Here is an 18,804-nt window from a genome sequence, read left to right on the forward strand (position 1 = left end):
ATCTGTATCGTGCATATTGTTCTTTTGCATAACCATATTTATCAGCTCAATACATAAAACTGCTGTAATGATTAAACCCGCAATTGGAATAATGACACTATCATTGATACTCTTAATAAAGTTAAATACCTCTGAGTTCCATCCCATTGGTGTCTTTCCTATATCGGTTGCAACTGCTCCGACTTTATCATTAATGTCGATAAACATTGACTCAAGATTTGCTTGGATACCTCCGAGAAGAAGCTCTTTAAAAAATTCCTCTATCTTATCGAAAATACCAAACATAGGCTACTCTCCTTACTTCAATACATTTGAAAGTAATGGAATTAGTTTTAAGCCGATTAGAACGATACCTCCCCCAGCCATTAGCTGTTTAATACCCTGAGATTTTGCTCCAGGATTATCATTACCATATCCCTCCATAAGGTTGATAACACCCCATGCTCCAAGACCAGCACCTACTGCCATTACCAAAATCTTTAATACATTAACTGCTTGTACGAAAAAATCCATTATTTATTCCTCCTCGTTTTCTTCTTTCTTTTCAATTTTGTTCATAGACATAACCACAAAATTCTTATATGTCTTTCCATTTTTAGTTCGTTTATTGAAGTAGCCATATACATGAATGAAATCACCTTCTGAAAATTCCTTAGCCACGTCAGATTTATTGCCATAGGCTGCACAGTTGATATACTCTCTACCTTTTCCATATCCTTTCGAAAGAGCAAAATTTACAACTTGAACCTCTTCATCACCTCTTGTAAAAGTTCCAAAAGTAGGTTCTTTTAACAGATTGGCATTGATATTAATCATCTCTTTATCCATTTTTCCTCCAATTAAAAAAGCGACTGAAAAGTTAATTCCAATCGCCAAGTATTTGTATATTTAGTTATCTATTAGGTAGGGCTTCTTATCCTTATCATCTTTTCTCCTTTACTTTCTGTAACATATTTAAGGGAACTAGCATTTTGTCGTGTATATATTAGTGAGAGGCATTTGAAATACTAGTTAGCTTCTCTGCGAGTTTTTCCTATTTATTGATCGCAATATAAATTGAAAATAGGCATGAAAAAAGACGATAGATGTTGCTTTTCTATCGTCTTTGATGTTTTATATTCCATTCGACAAACTTGAATTTGTAATTCTACAAAAATTCCAAAACCCCTAAAAGAATACTTGAAGCCGCTAATAATATAACTCCAATAACCTCAAGGATATTTTCAATGTTTTTATCTTTTTTATATTGTTTGATAAATTTAGGAGACATAAAACATAAACCTACTCCAAATAATAAATATCCTATTCCTTTTAGCATATCATTTCCTCCACAAATTCAAATTTGTTCTATTATACCAAATATACCCATGCCACATAAAGCTATAACAGAAGAATATTACAATCTTGTAATTACTGTATTTCTATTCATCTTAACTTTGCCTTTTCTCTTGATATAGTCTTCAATATCAAACAAATTCTTTTTATCATAGTCCTCAAGTAGCTTGTAATTCTTGTGCTTTGTAATATCAAATTTATCTGATAAAAACGGTCTTACACCTCGAAGCTGAAAAATACATTTACTGCCATCCATAACCGTTATCTCATCTTGACTCATCAGCTCTTTTCCTGTCTTTTGGTAATTCAGTCCATAGCTATTGGCATTGGATCGTGTTTCCGATGTGTTATACAGATCTATGGTTTCTTTACCAAGTGTTTCAGATAGCTCCTTTAGTGTGGTCTTTTCCTTTCCACCAAGAAACAAAGTGCTATCACAGTTACCTACAATGGTATCTGCATTATCCTTGTAGATTGCCTTTAGCTGAGACTGTGCCTGCAAGATAATACTTGCTGAAATTTCTCTTGAACGGATTGTCGCAATCAATTTCTCAAATTTGGGAATTAAGCCTATATTTGCAAACTCATCAAGAAGGCATCTTACATGAACAGGTAATCGTCCTCCATATTCATCATCCGCCTTATCACAAAGTAAGTTAAATAACTGCGAGTACATAATAGACACCACAAAGTTAAAAGTATCATCTGTATCAGAGATAATAACAAAAAGTGCTGTTTTTCTATCTCCCAGTGTATCAAGCTCAAGTTCATCTTCTTTCATCAAGTCCCTAAGCTCTTTTATATCAAAAGGAGCAAGCCTTGCACCACATGATATAAGAATAGACTTTGCTGTTTTTCCAGCAGCAAGTTTGTACTTTTTATATTGCTTTACTGCAAAGTGTGTAGGCTCTTTCTTTTCTAATGCTTCAAAGAGTCTGTCAATAGGATTCATATATGTTTCATCATCTTCCCTGACTTCTGAAGCATCTATCATATCCAGTAGTGTTGCAAAGTTCTTTTCTTCTCTTGGAGCTTCATAGAAGATATAGCCGATAAGAGCTGTATAATAGAGTTTTTCAGCTTTCACCCAAAAATCTTCACCTGCTTTTTCTCCCTCACCCTTAGTGTTTGCAATAATTGTCTGTACCAATTTGAGGATATCTTTTTCACTTCTGAGATAGGCGAATGGATTGTACTTCATGCTCTTTTTAAAGTTGATGGTATTTAAGATTTTTATCTCATAACCATTATCTTCAAGCATCTTCCCACACTCAATGACTATTGTTCCTTTAGGATCTGTTACACAATATGACGAGTGCATTTGCATTAGGTTCGGTTTTACATAAAATCTTGTCTTTCCGGAGCCTGAACCACCTATAACCAAAACATTTTTATTTCGAGCATACTTCGGATTAGCAGGTCTGCCATTCATAGTTAATCGCTCGGTTTGAGTAAGCAAGATATTATTTTGAAACTTCTCATCTACATAAGGCTGAATATCTTTTGCAGTTCCCCATCGTGCTGATCCATACTCTTTCCCCTGTCTGAACTTTTTAGCATTTTTCCCTTTGGTATAGACGATAAATTTAATTAAAGCTGCCACGCCCACACCCATTAAAACATCTATTGGATGAACGCTTGGAATAAAACTCATGGTATTAAGTTCTAATATCCCCTGAAAGATTTTATCTATTACATCGCCACCTGTATAAGCTCTTACATGGTGAGAAAAGATATTGCCAACATAGAAAAATGCAAGATAGGGAATGTTCTGTTTTAGAAACTTTGCCTTATCCTGCACCTTAAATAAGCCTTTGATGTCTTTTAGTATCTTATCTATCATAGGCTCTGCTCCTTTTGTTTATTCTTGACTTTATCTTTAGAAACAGTGTTCTTTGCCATCTCCTTGAATTTTTCTATGCTTTTATGAATGGACTCCTTATTTTTCTCTTTTTTCTCAATTTTAGAAAGAACATTTTGAAAAGCTTTGTTTAAAACCTTAGTATCTTTGGCTTGAAAAAATACTGAATGTATTCCTGTCTCCTTATCTTTCATCACTGAGAATTTAACACCATGTTTATTTAGTTCTTTTTTGAGTTCTTTTAGCTCACCATCTTTAACATTGATTTCTTCAAGCTGTCCTTTCTTTACCATATCTTTTAGTTTGATTTCATTTCCCTCAGCCTTGATAAGTTTATCTAAGCCACCATGTTGTTTAGATCTCTGTTGTAACTTCTTTACCTGACTTAAGATTTCTTGATATGTTGACTTTAAGACATTCACTTCAATATTAACTACTCTATTAGAAATTTCTTCATTTATCATTAGTAACCTCCTTCCCTCATATCATAACTAACAAGTGCTGTATAATAGGCATCCATATTGCTTGGGGCATTATATGCTGCCGTTAAAATAAATGCTCTTACATTCCTTATTTTTGATTCATTCTCTGATAAAGCATTTACAAGATACTCCATATGTGAAGAATCTAATTCTTTAAATCTCTCTTGAACAACATATGCTGGTAATTTTGTTTGATTTATTGTGACTGTATCTTCCGCATTTAATACCATAACATCAGCTAAAACTTTAATTATTTCATCAAAGGTTTTAGCAGTAATCTTATTACCCAGCTTCATGTGTTCGTTATATCCCGTACTTTCTCTTAATTCTTCTAAACAAGATTTATATGATTTTATTTTTTTGCATCTATCCTCCATTCCGTCCCCTGAATAAAACAAATCTCTTTCATAGATGGGTAGGTGGGAGGAATTCTCTGTAGAAATATATGAAGTAATCTTTGATGAATTATTTGTAGTAATCTCTGGTAATGGTTCATGCAAGTTGCCATAATGCACTGGTAGATTTTCATCAAATGCATCGGTGCTAAATACCTCATTGCATTGGTTGATTTTGCCCTCTTCCATTGGTGCATTTTGCCCTAATGCATTAGGCATATCTCTTTTACTTACTTGTTCTAATATTTCTCTTTCTTTCTCTTGTTTTCTTTGATTTAATTCGAGATAAAGTTCTTCTAATTTCTTGTCATTTATTGTGTACCACTTTGTTTTGTCTCTAGGATCTTTATTATAGTTTCCAACTAAAAGATATCCCGCTTTTTCAAGCTTAGAAAAAGTTCGTTTCACTGTATCGACACTTAAATAGTCGAAATCTTTTTCTTGCCATGCTCTTATTGAGTTATATGTCCAATATTTACCATCATGGTAATTATTGCCAGACTTCTTATTTATCTCAATCCAGTAATTTATTTGTTGAAGCACAAGGGCTTCATTTAAGCCTAATTCTCTGGCTAATGCTTTGTTTGCCAGTATAGGTTGTTCATCAAATAAATACATACTCATTTCATCGTCTCCTTTCTCTTAAATTTAGGCATAGAAAAAGACGATAGATTTATGTTCCATCGTCTTAGATCCCTTATATTTCCTTTAATGTATCCTTCGCTACTTCAAGGTATGCTGTAATCCACAGTGCAATTTTAGGTAGTCCATAAGGACTGATTAAGAAAGATAGTAGTAATGCTACCATTCCTGTTGCCATATCTTTTTGTATGAAGCAAGCTACTGCTCCAATAAATACTAGGAAAGATATTATACCTAAAATCATTCCACTAACTTTTATAATAAATTTTAGAAAAGCAATTAGTATCGACAAGAGCAATATTATTGGAAATAAGATAATTTTCAATGCCCATCTCATAACAGACCTCTCTATTTCTTTGACTTATCTTCTAAGCTCTTAATTCCTGTATTGTTCAACTTTTCAATTGACATCAGCTGAGTTCTCGCAAGCTTTCTCAGTTCTATCATTCTTTCTTTTTGTTCCATACCTTTGCCGATAAGAACCGCATTATAGCTTTCCATATTTGCAAGCACCAACAACTCATTTAGACTTGCATAGTCTCTCATGTTACCCTTTAAGTCAGGATTTTCTTCACGCCACTGTTTAGCTCTTTTATTAAATAAAGCAACATTTAGCATATCTGCTTCACTTGCGTACTTATAGGATAGCTGTTCGTTGGTAAGATCCTTTAAGAGATACTCTTTGATTGCATCCGTATGAATTTTATAGTTAATCTTGGAAATTTCTCTATTCAGATTCCATCCCAGTGACAATCTTGAGTTTTCATCTGATTTAAGTCTCTTATAATCTTGAATAATGTAAAGCTTAAATTCTGGTGAAATCCATGAAGCAAATTCCATTGCTATATCACTATGAGCAAATGTGCCTCCATATCGTCCTGACTTAGAAACAATGCCTATCGCATTTGTCTTTTCAATCCATTTTTGTGGTGATAGTGTGAATACATTACTACCTGCTTCATTTCTAAACCTATCGAATTCGATAGGTTTAAAATCAGGATTATGCATTGATTCCCATAAACCTAAAAATTGAATATTATCTTTGCTTCTCAACCAGTTATTAATAACTATAAATGGTTCATCACTTTTATATCTAGCAATATCCGTTAGACTTATATAGTCGTTTTTAAAGTCTTCAGTATAAATTTGAATAGCAAAACCTTTTGCTTCAATCGTGTCTTTTTTTGCCTTAGACATGTGAGTTCCTCCTTTATGCTGATGTACTGGTTACAACATTTATTTTCGTAATAACTGCTCTAAACAGCACATCAACGATTCATTTTTTTGATTTTAAACTTTGGTAGAAGCTCTAAAACCCTTGTACTTACTTGACTATTTGCCTGTGTCATTATTATGACACGAAACCCCATGGAAGGGTCTAGAATTTTTCCGCCTTTAAAGCCATCTCGTTCCAACTTATCCCATATCTGGCGAATAAGGGCAGGATTAGTGTAATAAGCTGTTAGAGAGGACTGTTTCATATCCGAATATTCCTTATCGGATACTAAATTTTTTAGTTCTTCACGTTCTTTAGAGAACTTAGGATTATAGTCATCAAAGAAATCGTTAGCAAGTCCACCCCAACCCACATATTTGGCCAAAAGTTCTTGTTCACTCGGAGTCGCTTGTCGTTGTTCTGCTTCAAGTGTTTTCACAAGACGAATGGCAGCAATATTCGTCTCCACCTTATCTCTAGCTGTCTTAGGGTAAAAGTCTGTCAGATCTTCTGGAAAGTGAAAATCAACGGTAGGAATGGTTTCAACGACATCAGCTACCTCTGAATCAGTCTCCATCTCAATACTTTCTGGTACTTTCTCTTCTATTGCGTTGACTGGTTTTGCTGTCATCATCACTTGAGAAACTGGCTCTTTTTGTTCTTCCATATCCATAAAGGAAAAGAGGTCTAATTCCTGACTGGTTTGCTCCATCTCTTCTTTTTCTTCGACAGAAGGAACATGGAGAGCCTGAGTGATTTCGTCTAGTGTCCGTAAGAAAAGGACTGGATTTTGTTCAATCAAATCCGTGAAATCATTTTGTAATTCAATCCGAATGAGGTCATTAACCCCTGACTCTTCTATGGCTATCACCTTAAAGTCTTGTCCCTTATAAGTTACCATAGAGTCAAGGGGAAAACGTTCAAGAGCTTCTTGTATGATAGGATTGTTGGGGGGCGGCTGAGGAATGGACATTTCAGCCTCAGTTTGAATAAAGGTGTCCCTCCAGTATTTAAAGACAAGGTCTGGAGTTTCCTGTTTTTCTGCTTCAAAAGTTCTAGCTTCTTCCAAAGATAAGTCTTCGTGTAAAAAGCCATAAGCAACTGGTCTTAAATCTTCCAAATCCAGCTGACTGGTCAAGAAAAATTCAACTTTGTCATGACTCAGTCCCATCTGAAGCAATTCTGTCGCAAGAGCTAGTTGAGTTACTGTGGCTTTGGGATAGCCGCCTAATAATGCAAGGTCCGCATTTTCCAAACGGAAGCGACCTGCTGCATCTAGCAAAATCCCACGTTGATTCTCATCAAAGCTCGTCAAGTCTATCCCTAAACTGGTGAGCTTTTCCGTATTCTCTGTTAAAATTGTTTGCCCAATCTCACCTAAAAGAGCTTCTTCTTGTATCGTTAAAGGACGCTGAAGTTTATAAACTGTCCCATCTGCTTCCAAATACGTCAGAAGCGTGTCACCTTCATAGATTGGGGTCATTTCCATCTCATGATCAAAATCCCCACGTCTAAGGTTCGGAAGTTTAGGGAGGTCGTTTCGTACCTGGTCAAAATGGCTCAGTATCTCAAATTTCTGAGTCAAATTCAATTTCTCATAAGCTGGTAAGTGTTCTGTTTGACCCGTTCGAAAATCCAGTTGCGACAGGTCTTCATCAAGGCTTGCAATCATGATAAAGCCTTCTTCTCGAAAAGTAATCTCTTGAAGTGGTTCTGGTCCTATGACTTCTTTCTCTTCTTCAATAACTTTTGGTTTCACTGCCTCTGCTTCTGGTTCATAGCTCAAAAGAAACTGTTCAATATCACGACTGATACGGTCAGACAGGTTATTAGCCACACGGTACACATTGACTAAGTTTGCGGCTCTGCCTTTTTCCAACAGAGAGGATACTGAAATGGACTGATAAGCTCCTTCTTGGTCTAAGAGTTGAAAGCGAGTCGCCAGGTTAAAGAGGGCAACCTCAATCACTAAGGCTTTCTCATTGGTTGATAATTGGGGTAACTTATTTAGTCCAGCCTGACCAAATGTTTGCGTATAGGTGAGTAAGTCATGAGCTGCTTCAAATGGACTAGCTGCCACAAAGGCAGAGACATCCGTCTCAAACTGAACCACTTGAACAAGTGGTTTGACCTCTCCCCTATGGGTCGTAAAGTGTTGGATCAGACTGTCCCAGTCCTCATCAAAATGGGCTGCCTGATAACGTAAAAAAGATTCTAAAAGGATGGGGTCACGTGGCAATCTTGCCCGCAACATCTCTAGTAAGTGTTCTTGATTCATGCTTCCCTCCAATCAAAAATGAGCTGAGAGGTATTCTCAGCCCACTGCTTTAATCTAGGACCAAGGCTCTTTGGTCTTTTTCTTGTGGCAACTTATCCATTAAAGTCGTCACATAGTGTTGTAAGAAATCACTTTTCTGGTCCAATAAGTCTTTCTGTAAAGCCATGTAGGTCACATCTCCAAAATAATCTTGGCTAGTTAGAGACAAGTCCTTTTGGATAATGTCTTGCAAGGTTTCTAAGGTGAGAGACGAATAATCGTCCTCATCCAAAACCTCATACCGAGGAAGGGTGTCCGAAATGTTGTTGGACGCTATCACTTCCATGATGAAACTAGCTCCCTCCCCTGTTCGATAGAGTTTCTCCAACAAATCGGTCAGCTCTTCTTGAAGCTGTTCCTGATAGCCTTCTGCCTTTAGGCGTAAATCATCACTAACCAAAGGCAAGTCATCTATTGCCATAAAGTCACGATAGAGGGTATCAAGTAGTGACATATTATCAACACTTAACTCCATGGCTAGAAAGGCTTTAACCATATTCTTCATAGTTTTCTCGTGCCATCTCTGAAAATGTCTTAGAAATGGTTTCATAGTTCCAAGTCATAGCTTCTCTCCTTACGCTGATGTTGAGTTGGCCATAAACCTTGTTGTACTTCTTCAAGATCCGTTAGCCCATCACTATCCGTGTCACTGCTCAAGGGATTGGTTCCTAGATCTAGTTCCACAGCGTCCGTTAAGCCATCCTGGTCAGAATCCGTATTGTAAATCGTTTTAGGTTCCATCTAGTTGTCCTCCATTTTCCGCTTTGAAAAGCCATAAGCTAAGCCTAAAAGAAGCCCTCCACCAACAAGCGCCAAGAGAGACTGACTATCCCCTGTATTTGGGAGAACACTAGCAAGAACTGGTGGCTCAGGAGTCTCAACTGGTGGTTGTGATGGTGCTGGCTGATTTGGAGTTGATGGTTCTGGTTCAGGGGTGTGCATCTTAACGGTGTTTGAACTGATGGTATAACCATTAACAGTATGAAGCACTGTATTTTCCACCTCACCTGAAGTGATTCGTGTCATCTGCAAGTAAACATCCGCCTGAAATTCAGATTTTTCTGCGAGACTTTCTAAAAAATCTTTATCAAAGCGAATGGTGACTGTGCCTTTTGAAGTATCCACCTCTTGTAGCGTGTACTTGGTCACTTCTGTACCTTTTGGTAGAACACTTCCATCTTTTAGGGTGACATCCACCAAAGTATAAGCCTTGTAGACACCGTTATAGGCATCGTGGCTTTCATCGTAATCATCGTTAAAACGATAGTCAATGAGCGGTGTCGCTCGATTAGCTGGAATATGTGCTCCTACCAAACGATAGTTGAAGACCTGATTCATAGCGATTTTCTTACCGTCTAAGCTCTTATCCTTTTGAGACAAATCAACCACCACATCTTTTTGTGGGTCTAGTTTTGGAACATTATTGACCACGGTTTCCGTCACGTAAGCCAAGCCAAAATCAATCTGATAAGCCGTATTTTCATACTTGCCACCAGTCTTTGTCAACTCATTATTAATGGTCATCGGCAGTGTCACGACTAAGGTTTGACCAGTTTTAACATAGGTCTCATAAAAGGCTTTAGGATTATCGGCACTTAAGACGTGAATGGCTCCTTTTGGTGTAAACTGGCGTTTGGCCATAGCTTCTTGAATGACTTTGGGGGCTTCTGATAGGTTAGCGTAGGTTTTAACAGAGACACCTTTGACAAGATTGCCAGACTTATCCATGATGTGAACACCATCTGGATTTAAAGTCAGAGCTTCTTCGGGATAGTCATCTACCATGTAGAAACCTTTAGCAAGGGTATCATCTGTCACTACCAAGTCCTTGTACTGACTGTAATCCAGAACCATTTTATAGTAATTGATGGTATTAGGAAGAATGGTCTTGCCATCAATTGTGCTGCCTGCTTTATTAGTATTAAACTTGTGTGGAGTAACTTTGGGTACATGATTAGTCACCGTGTTGGTCTTATAGGCTTGCCCAAAGTCCACTTGATAAGCCACATTATCATAAGACTTCCCTGAATGAAGCATGGACTCCCGAACGGTCATAGGCAGTGTAATAGTAATGTTTTGTCCCTTAGTCACATAAGTATCATAAAAGGCTTGAGGGTCTTCTGCCATAAAGACTTGGAAGGCTCCTTTAGGCTCAATCTTTCGTTTAGAAAGGGCTACTTGTAGGTTTTTAGGCGCTTCTGATAAGCTAGAATAAGTTTTCACCGTAACACCTGATACTGCTTTACCATCAGATGTGGTTAGCTGAATCGCTGTTTCATCTGGTAATAGGGCTTCTTCGGGATAATCATCTACAAAGTAAAATCCTTGTGCAATTTGAGTCTTATCTGCTTTAATGCCTCGGTATTGGTCCAAGTCCCATGACAGCGTATAATGGTTTTGAGTTCCCACAAGCATGGGCTTCCCATTGATGTCCACCTTATCCTTATTCAGGTTTTGTTTCTTAGGCTCTGGAGAAACAAGGGTATTGGTCACTTCCTTGGTTTCGTAGCCATTGCCAAAATCGACTTGATAAGCCTTATTCTTGTAGTTAACAGTTTGACCATAAAGACTCTCTTTAACGGTCATTTTGGTTAGCAGTTCCAATGAAGTTCCTGTTTTAACGTACTGGTCATAGAAGGCTTGGTTATCGTGAGGCATGAAAACTTGAAAGGCCCCTTTTGGTGTGATCTTGGCACGAGCCAGTTTGTCTTGAAGGTCTTTAGGAGCATCCTTTATAGAAGCGTAAGCTTTGACAGAAATTCCTGACACAGACTTGCCATCACGAGTGGTGATGACTGTTCCCTGATCCACTAAATCCAGCACATCTTCAGGGTAGTCGTCCACAAAGAAGAAGCCACGTGCAATGGTCTCTTTAGAAGAGCTATCTCCCTTGTATTGGTCTAAATCCCAAGTCAAACGGTAGTGATTGGTGGTTCCTAAAGCAACCACGGTATCGTTAATGACGACACCGTCCTCATTTTCATTGCGTTTCTGAGGTACAATGTGGCTGGTCGTATCTCCATCACCTGGTGTCCGAATGGTTACAACATTTGAAGTGACGGTATAAGCATTTGGTGTTCCCTTGTTCATCAAGAGCTTATAGCTGTTGGAATAAGTGGCCCCATCATTTTGAACAGTTCCATAAAGTTTTGGGGCGGTCAGTTGATAAACCTTGGTTAAGTCTTTATTAACCTCCTGCAACAAGTTTTCCTTGGCAGTTAAGGTCACAAAGTTCTTTTCCTGATTAAAGGTCACCTCATAGTTTCCGTTCTCCACTTGTGTTTTTTCCTTATCAAATACATAGCCTGCTGGAAGGTAGTCTTCGAAAGTAAGGCTTGTTGTTTTGGCACGATTGGAAGAAAAAGCGTCTACTGTCAGTGGGTAAATAACAGTTGAAGCCTTTGCGACTGTTTTGCCATGAAGATTTGTTTGGTCTGTATTCACCACTTTTTTCATAATTTCGGGCGTTGTTGTCAGACGGTAGTCATGGTAGTGAACCATTGGCACTTGTGGTGCTTTGGGCAAGGGTTTTGAAGTAGGAATTTTCGGCAAAGTGACCTTTGTTAAGGTCAAGCTAGGTTGTGTCACTTTCTCTAGTGGTTTCTCTTTAAAAGTCACATGTGGTTCAGGCGTAAACGTCTTTGGTGTGAAAGTTTTTGGCACCACCTTAATCGGATCAGGTACGGGATCCAGTTTTGGGGTCACATATGGTTTGGGACGATACGGTTTAACAGTCCGTGCGACGGGCAAAGTATTTAAAGCAAACCAATAGGTCTTTCCACCCACCTGCATCGGCATGTCTCCCTGCCCAAAAATCACTGTATAGGTATTCCCTGATGTGACGGTTGAGACAATCGCACCTTTATAGGCATAGCGACTAGACGTCGTATCCCATTCCTCTGACAACTTCAAATCACTGGCACGGTTGGAACCTAGTGAACGAGCCAAGCCTTCATTTGTCACTTGAATCGTCGAGCCATTGATAGAAACAAATTTACCAGATGAATTCTTCACATATTCCAGACCGATATCATTATGATTCAGTGAGGAGTGGGTAAAGACACCTGGTTTTTCCTTAGTGAAAGCTACTTGCGTTCCGTCTTCCAAAAAATACTTGGCTTTGACACGGAACTCCATCTTATCGGTTCGCCAATTCCCTGTTCCATCATTTCGGTAAGCAATAAAACCTTCTGTTGGATCGTTTGGTACGACTAACTGCACTGCATTGGTGCCCGTTGGCGAAACAAGATTAGTAATATCATATGTGATACGACTAATCCTCTTCCCATCAAATCGGGCATTTTGTAAGTTTTGATAAGTGAAGCTTAAAGTTTCACCTGTCTTAAAAGAGTCATATACAAAGAAGCCTGTGGAATCTAAGATATTAGAATAGCCTCCAAGCATAGCATTGCCTTTCGCAATAATACGGTCTGGATTGCGAGTAGTTGCGCCATGTCTTGCTTGTGGTTCCCCATTATTCAAGTTTAGAGCTTGAGCAAGGGCTTCTGAAATATACCCCTCTTCTCCTTTGGAAATCTCTGCTAAGTCACGCTTGTAGCGGTTCATTTCTTTTGCATTATAAGCATCAATGGCTTCATTTTCTTTCTTTGCGGCTTCTTCTTTTTCCTTGTTGCGTTTGGTGATAGCTGCAATTTCATCCGCACGATCTGTGGCCAATTTCTGTTGGTTGTTATTGTACTCATCAACAGCAGCTTTACCCGCTTTGTTTTCATCATCAATCGCTTTTTGTCCAGCTTGATTGCGTTTGTCAATCGCTTCATTATCAGCCTTTTCCTTAGCTAGACCTGTTTCATTTTCCTTTTGAGTAGCCAGATTCTTTGCGACAATGGCATCTGCGGCTTTTTTCTTGGTCACATATTCTGAAAGATTATCCTTATTTCTCTGATCAATAGTAGCTACTGAAGACATGTAATCCCGATAGCCTGGAACAGTTGAGCCATCTCCTGACGATACAGTTTGAGTCGTTACAGTCACATCAGCAAATTTATCTTGAGTCTTCACTTCTGAAACCTTGGTATCAACAGAACTGTTTAAGCCATTTCCTGCTTGAGTCGCTTCTTTGTGACTGGCCTCTAACGCAGCATTCCCTTTTTCAGCACGTGTTTTATCCTGTTCATGGGTTGCTTTATCAGCTTTATAGGTATCTGTTATCTGAGTGATTTCCTCAGCTTGTTTAGCAACATCGGCTTCAGCTTTAGCTAATTGTTGGTTAGTCTCACTAGCTGATGTCGTGTTGCCCAAATCCATCGATTGGTCCTGAACAGTCTTGATACCTTCTGCTTTCGCTTGATTGACAGCTTGGGTTACTGTATCATGAGGAACCGTAACCGTGATAGCACCGTCTGTTTGACCAGTTGAAGCAAGACTCTTCGTCTGTTCCACAACTGGTGCTGTCTGTGCTTGAGGCAAATTGGTGGCAGGATTTCCCGTTCGTTGAATGATGTTATCCTGTGGTGTCGTTACTTCGTCAGCCTGCGCCACTGCACCACCCCATGCGACAATAGCTGTGACCATTGTTCCAATAGCTACCGAACAAAGCGTACGATACTTCTTACTTTTACGAAAGACATGCTTCTCTGCTTTTTCCTGATTCACTAAAAAGTGATGATGACATTGTTTTGTCATAACTAATCCTTCTTTTCTTTTGATAAGTAGCAACAAACTGTCGCTCTTTCCCCATCATAAAAAAGAAGGCTTGATTTTGGTATCACATCAAGTAAGAGAATAGTAAACTGTATAGATAACATCTAAAAATGTTGCTTTTGTACTGTAAAAATGGTAAAATTGCGGTACAAAAGCAACAAAGAGAGGGAGAAATATGTCTAAAAAAGAATTGTTACTTGAGTACTTAGACAATCATAACGGCATGATTACTTATAGAGATTGTAAAAAATTAGGTATTCCAACCATTTATCTAACTAGACTAGAAAACGAAGGGGTTATCTTTAGGGTCGAAAAAGGTATCTATCTATCCTCTAGTGGAGGTTATGATGAATACTATTTCTTTCAGTATCGTTACCCCAGAACTGTTTTTTCTCATATCTCTGCTCTTTATCTACAAGGACTTACAGATGAAATTCCTCAATATTTTGAAGTAACAGTCCCAAGGGACTACCGTTTTAGGAATACACCATTAAATTTAAATATCCACACTGTTTCTAAAGACATTGTCAACTTCGGGGTCACCAGTGTAAAAACTCCAATGGGAAACACCGTTAACGTTTATAATTTTGAACGTGTTCTGTGTGATTTTATCCTTAATCGAAATAACATTGATGCTGAGCTCTTTGTCAAAACACTTCAAACTTATAGTAACTTCCCTAAAAGAAATCTCGCAAAGCTCTATAAATATGCTCAAAAACTAAATATCTTAGATGAAGTTAAACGAACCTTGGAGGTACTACTATGAATAAAGCAAAATTAACAGCACTCTGCCATAAAATATCGAAGAATACTGGATTAACCTTTAATTCCGTCATGACCTATTACTTTCTTGAAGCTATTCTGAAAAAATTAAGTCAGAGTTCTTATTCGAATCACTATATTTTCAAAGGTGGATTCCTACTTTCAAACGTCATTGGGGTCGAATCTCGCAGCACTGTTGATATTGACTTCCTGTTTCATAAACAAACTTTATCAGAAGAAAATATTCAACAACAACTTGAAGAAATTTTAACTGAAGCGAAAGATGGTATTCAATTTTCAATTCAATCCATAACAGCTATTAAGGAAAGCGATGATTATGGTGGTTATCGAGCAACCATTTTATGTCAACTAGAAAATATTAAACAAATTATCCATTTAGATATTGCGACTGGAGACATTGTCACACCTTACCCTGTTACCTATGACTATAAAGCCATTTTTGATGATGGCAATTTTCCAATCATTGCTTATACGATTGAAACAATCTTAGCTGAAAAACTCCAAACCATTTATTCACGAAATTTCTTGAACAGTCGCAGCAAAGATTTTTACGATGTCTATATCCTTTCAAAGCTAAAGAAAGATGACATTGATTTTTCACAATTAAAAATTGCTTGTGAAAGAACCTTTTCCTATCGTGAAACTGAACTCGATTTCAATAAAATCATTGAACTACTGGAGAGATTCAAATCTGACTCTATTCAACAGCAACAATGGCAAAATTATTCAAAAAAATATAGCTATACAAAAGACATTCTATTCACAGATATACTTAATGAGATTATCAGCCTCTTGATAGCTCTCAATGGTTCTGTTGCAAAGTTTTAAATCTACTATCAAATAAGGTAGAATAATAGAAAAAGATAGCAGGAGGAATGACGATGAATCATTTTAAAGGAAAGCAATTTCAGCAGGATGTGATTATTGTAGCCGTGGGCTACTATCTTCGTTATAACCTTAGCTATCGTGAAGTTCAAGAAATCTTATATGATCGTGGCATTAACGTTTCTCATACGACGATTTATCGTTGGGTGCAAGAATATGGCAAACTACTCTATCAAATTTGGAAAAAGAAAAATAAAAAATCCTTTTATTCATGGAAAATGGATGAAACGTACATCAAAATTAAAGGAAAATGGCATTATTTGTATCGAGCCATCGATGCAGATGGTTTAACCTTGGATATTTGGTTACGTAAAAAACGGGACACACAAGCAGCCTATGCTTTTCTTAAGCGGTTAGTGAAGCAGTTTGATGAACCGAAGGTTGTAGTCACAGATAAAGCCCCCTCTATTACAAGTGCCTTTAAGAAACTAAAAGAATACGGCTTTTATCAAGGGACAGAACATCGTACCATTAAATACCTGAATAATTTGATTGAACAAGACCATCGTCCAGTAAAGAGACGCAATAAATTCTATCGAAGTTTACGCACTGCCTCTACCACGATTAAAGGCATGGAAGCCATTCGAGGATTATATAAGAAAACCCGAAAAGAAGGCACTCTCTTCGGGTTTTCGGTCTGTACTGAAATCAAGGTATTATTGGGAATCCCAGCTTAAATCATAGATACCGTAAGGGATTTTATTCTTTATTTAAAACTTTGCAACAGAACCGTTTTCTGTATTCTTAAAATAAGTTGGTTCCACACATACCAATACATGCATGTGCTGATTATAAGAATTATCTTTATTATTTATTGTCACTTCCGTTGCACGCATAAAACCAACAAGATTTTTATTAATTTTTTTATATTGCATCATTCGGCGAAATCCTTGAGCCATATCTGACAAACTCTTATTTAATTCTTCGCCATCATAAACATTTTTAACTGTTAATGTGAGAAACAACCAACGAACTGTTGGCTTTTGTTTAATAACTTCAGCAACAACCTTTTGTGACTGAATGCCATGTTTCATTGCTCTCCTCCAGTTGCACATTGGACAAAGCCTGGATTTACAAAACCACACTCGATACAACTTTCTTTCGCCTGTTTCACGATTTTGTTTATACTCTAATATTTCAGCACAATCTTTTACTCTTTCAGCCTTTTTAAATTCAAGAATATGCAGAAGTTCAAAGTAATCAACATTAGCGATTTTCTTTTCTCTCCATGGTCTCACTTTTCCACTTTTTGTCTTGTCCACTAAAACCCTTGATTTTTCATCTGAATAAATGCTACTATTAGGACACATAATATTAAAAGAAACCCCCATCTATTTAGTTATTTGTTTGGTCACTTATAACTTTAACAGATGGGGTTTTTCTGTGCAACCAATTTTAAGGGTTTTCAATACTTTAAAACACATACATACCAACACTTCAACGCACCTTTCAGCAACTAAAATAAAAATGACGTTATTTCTATATGTATCAAGATAAGAAAGAACAAGTTCAAAACCATCAAAAAAAGACACCTTTTCAGGTGCTTTTTTTATTTTATAAACTCATTCCCTGATCTCGACTTCGTTCTTTTTTTACCTCTCGGTTATGAGTTAGTTCAAATTCGTTCTTTTTAGGTTCTAAATCGTGTTTTTCTTGGAATTGTGCTGTTTTATCCTTTACCTTGTCTACAAACCCCTTAAAAACGTTTTTAAAGGCTTTTAAGCCGTCTGTACGTTCCTTAAGGAATTCCTTAGTGCTTTCATAGATTAAACTCACATCACGCTTTAAATCGCTTATTTTAGACTTTAAAGACTTGTTTTCTTCAAGCAACTCATTATAATCATTTACATTTTCATTAAATCGCTCTACAAGACCACTATATTTTTCTTTAACTTGCCCATGTTCTTTACTTAATTTTTTATATTCTCTCGCCATATCAGTACTCATGAGATTTCTAACATGCTGTTTTAACCTATCGTTATCTCTCGCAGCAGTCACTAAGTTTTTATAATCACGCTCCGATATAACAACATTTTTGGTTGGTTTCTTTTCTGTTTTCATTATTTCTTTTCCCAAACCAAACATGGACTTTTCACCCGTTGGCACTTCAACACTTTTCATGTGTCGTTTCGCTGGTACTTCTAAATCTGATTTAACTTTATCGCTATAAGCAGTCCATTCATCTTTTTTAACTGCTAAATTTTTTTCTAGAAAATCAATCTCTTTTTCCAAAGTTTGTTTTTTAAATTTAGCTGTCTCAATATGTTTACGGTCAGAGCCACGTTCACCACGCTTCAACTCAAAACCCTGTTTTTTCATATGCTCGGGGAATTTATCTTGTAGCCATAACAGTTCTTGACGATTAAACACATTTTTTCCTTGCAGTTTTCCATCACGCATAGGCACAACACCTAAATGCATGTGAGGGGTTTGCTCATCATTATGAACTGTTGCATAAGCAATATTTTGCTTGCCATATCGTTCGGAAAATAATTTATAACTTTCCTCAAAAAATCGTTTTTGTTCTCCTGGATCCAGTTGCTCAAAAAAATCTCGGTCAGATGTTACTAGCAACTCATTTACAAGAACAGCATCTTTCCTCGTTTTTCTTGTACCTGTTTTTTGTGATTCAATAATTTCTTTGACACGTTCGTTGTAATCAATATTTTTATCATTTTTCAAATCATAATTTTCACGTGTTCGCTCATGGTCAATATCATCATTCGTTCTACTTTTTCGCTCTCTTTGATTATGAAATTGCATGCCTTTTAGTCCAGCTGATTTCACTTTTTGCATTCTACAAACTGCATAACTCATATGTAAATCGCTCCTTTTTAGGTGGCACAAATGTGAGGCATTTTCGCTCTTTCCGGCAACCACTTCCAAGTAAAGTATAACACACTATACTTTATATTCATAAAGTGTGTGCTCTGCGAGGCTGTCGGCAGTGCCGACCAAAACCATAAAACCTTTAAGACCTTTCTTTTTTTTACGAGAAAAAAGAAACAAAAAAACCTGCCCTCTGCCACCTCAGCAAAGGGGGGTTTTGCTCTCGTGCTCGTTTAAAAATCAGCAAGGGACAGGTAGTATTTTTTGAGAAGATCACTCAAAAAATCTCCACCTTTAAACCCTTGCCAATTTTTATTTTGTCCGTTTTGTCTAGCTTACCGAAAGCCAGACTCAGCAAGAATAAAATTTTTATTGTCTTTCGGTTTTCTAGTGTA

The 18,804-nt window shown here is 37.3% G+C and carries 16 protein-coding genes and 2 pseudogenes; 3 read left to right on the top strand and 15 right to left on the bottom strand.

From position 1 onward, the window contains the following. The 13 genes and pseudogenes from HMPREF2933_RS01410 to HMPREF2933_RS01465 all read right to left on the bottom strand — a co-directional run. Positions 1-285: VirB6/TrbL-like conjugal transfer protein, CD1112 family (locus tag HMPREF2933_RS01410; protein ID WP_261674318.1), on the bottom strand; the 285-nt coding region annotated here is incomplete at its 3' end. 12 nt (positions 286-297) lie between these two features. Further along, entirely contained in the window at positions 298-513 is a 216-nt protein-coding gene (locus tag HMPREF2933_RS01415) for a Maff2 family mobile element protein (protein WP_000345446.1), read from the bottom strand. A 3-nt stretch (positions 514-516) separates the two neighbouring features. Continuing rightward, on the bottom strand, positions 517-828 hold the full coding sequence (locus HMPREF2933_RS01420; RefSeq protein WP_000356901.1) for a hypothetical protein: 312 nt from the start codon (positions 826-828) through the stop codon (positions 517-519). 319 nt (positions 829-1,147) lie between these two features. Further along, complete coding sequence (locus HMPREF2933_RS10070) at positions 1,148-1,318, bottom strand: hypothetical protein (RefSeq protein WP_180364459.1); 171 nt, start codon at positions 1,316-1,318, stop codon at positions 1,148-1,150. 78 nt (positions 1,319-1,396) lie between these two features. Beyond that, positions 1,397-3,178 (bottom strand): VirD4-like conjugal transfer protein, CD1115 family, encoded by a 1,782-nt coding sequence (locus tag HMPREF2933_RS01425; RefSeq protein ID WP_070672360.1) that lies wholly within the window; start codon positions 3,176-3,178, stop codon positions 1,397-1,399. After that, positions 3,175-3,660, bottom strand: coding sequence for a PcfB family protein (locus HMPREF2933_RS01430; RefSeq protein WP_070672362.1), 486 nt, complete (start codon positions 3,658-3,660; stop codon positions 3,175-3,177). The genes HMPREF2933_RS01425 and HMPREF2933_RS01430 overlap by 4 nt, the downstream gene beginning before the upstream one ends. Further along, positions 3,660-4,697, bottom strand: coding sequence for a DUF6017 domain-containing protein (locus tag HMPREF2933_RS01435; RefSeq protein ID WP_070672364.1), 1,038 nt, complete (start codon positions 4,695-4,697; stop codon positions 3,660-3,662). The genes HMPREF2933_RS01430 and HMPREF2933_RS01435 overlap by 1 nt, the downstream gene beginning before the upstream one ends. Positions 4,698-4,770: 73 nt before the next feature. Beyond that, positions 4,771-5,052: a CD1845 family protein gene (locus tag HMPREF2933_RS01440; protein WP_001267141.1), complete on the bottom strand. Its 282-nt coding sequence runs from the start codon at positions 5,050-5,052 to the stop codon at positions 4,771-4,773. An 11-nt stretch (positions 5,053-5,063) separates the two neighbouring features. Further along, the gene (locus HMPREF2933_RS01445) at positions 5,064-5,912 is read right to left on the bottom strand and encodes a KilA-N domain-containing protein (protein WP_070672366.1); all 849 of its coding nucleotides are present in this window, start codon (positions 5,910-5,912) and stop codon (positions 5,064-5,066) included. A 71-nt stretch (positions 5,913-5,983) separates the two neighbouring features. Continuing rightward, complete coding sequence (locus tag HMPREF2933_RS01450) at positions 5,984-8,209, bottom strand: hypothetical protein (RefSeq protein ID WP_070672369.1); 2,226 nt, start codon at positions 8,207-8,209, stop codon at positions 5,984-5,986. A gap of 49 nt (positions 8,210-8,258) precedes the next feature. Then, positions 8,259-8,811 (bottom strand): annotated as a pseudogene (locus HMPREF2933_RS01455) (hypothetical protein). After that, complete coding sequence (locus HMPREF2933_RS01460) at positions 8,795-8,989, bottom strand: thrombospondin type 3 repeat-containing protein (RefSeq protein WP_007518250.1); 195 nt, start codon at positions 8,987-8,989, stop codon at positions 8,795-8,797. The pseudogene HMPREF2933_RS01455 and the gene HMPREF2933_RS01460 overlap by 17 nt, the downstream one beginning before the upstream one ends. After that, a complete protein-coding gene (locus HMPREF2933_RS01465) occupies positions 8,990-13,894 on the bottom strand; it encodes an SspB-related isopeptide-forming adhesin (protein ID WP_070672372.1) in 4,905 nt (1,634 codons plus the stop codon). Positions 13,895-14,087: 193 nt separating this feature from the next. On the opposite strand from HMPREF2933_RS01465, the gene HMPREF2933_RS01470 reads away from it, so the two are divergent. From HMPREF2933_RS01470 to HMPREF2933_RS01480, 3 genes are read left to right on the top strand one after another with little or no spacing between them, the layout of a single operon-like run. Then, positions 14,088-14,678: a type IV toxin-antitoxin system AbiEi family antitoxin domain-containing protein gene (locus HMPREF2933_RS01470; protein WP_024052556.1), complete on the top strand. Its 591-nt coding sequence runs from the start codon at positions 14,088-14,090 to the stop codon at positions 14,676-14,678. Beyond that, a complete protein-coding gene (locus HMPREF2933_RS01475) occupies positions 14,675-15,523 on the top strand; it encodes a nucleotidyl transferase AbiEii/AbiGii toxin family protein (RefSeq protein ID WP_070672375.1) in 849 nt (282 codons plus the stop codon). The genes HMPREF2933_RS01470 and HMPREF2933_RS01475 overlap by 4 nt, the downstream gene beginning before the upstream one ends. A 53-nt stretch (positions 15,524-15,576) precedes the next feature. Then, positions 15,577-16,257, top strand: a complete 681-nt coding sequence (locus HMPREF2933_RS01480; RefSeq protein WP_001015311.1) for an IS6-like element IS1216 family transposase — start codon at positions 15,577-15,579, stop codon at positions 16,255-16,257. Between the two features lie 54 nt (positions 16,258-16,311). Here the strand turns inward: HMPREF2933_RS01480 and HMPREF2933_RS01485 are convergent. Together HMPREF2933_RS01485 and mobV are read right to left on the bottom strand one after the other, a co-directional pair. Beyond that, positions 16,312-16,890, bottom strand: a pseudogene (locus HMPREF2933_RS01485) (protein rep); the annotation flags it as partial. A gap of 244 nt (positions 16,891-17,134) precedes the next feature. Continuing rightward, positions 17,135-18,397 carry a MobV family relaxase gene (gene mobV / locus HMPREF2933_RS01490; RefSeq protein ID WP_000119405.1) on the bottom strand — a complete coding sequence of 421 codons (1,263 nt, stop codon included), beginning with the start codon at positions 18,395-18,397 and terminating at the stop codon, positions 17,135-17,137. Between the last annotated feature and the right edge of the window lie 407 nt (positions 18,398-18,804).

The sequence above is a fragment of the Streptococcus sp. HMSC066F10 genome, from assembly GCF_001813805.1.
Lineage (GTDB): Bacteria > Bacillota > Bacilli > Lactobacillales > Streptococcaceae > Streptococcus > Streptococcus vaginalis.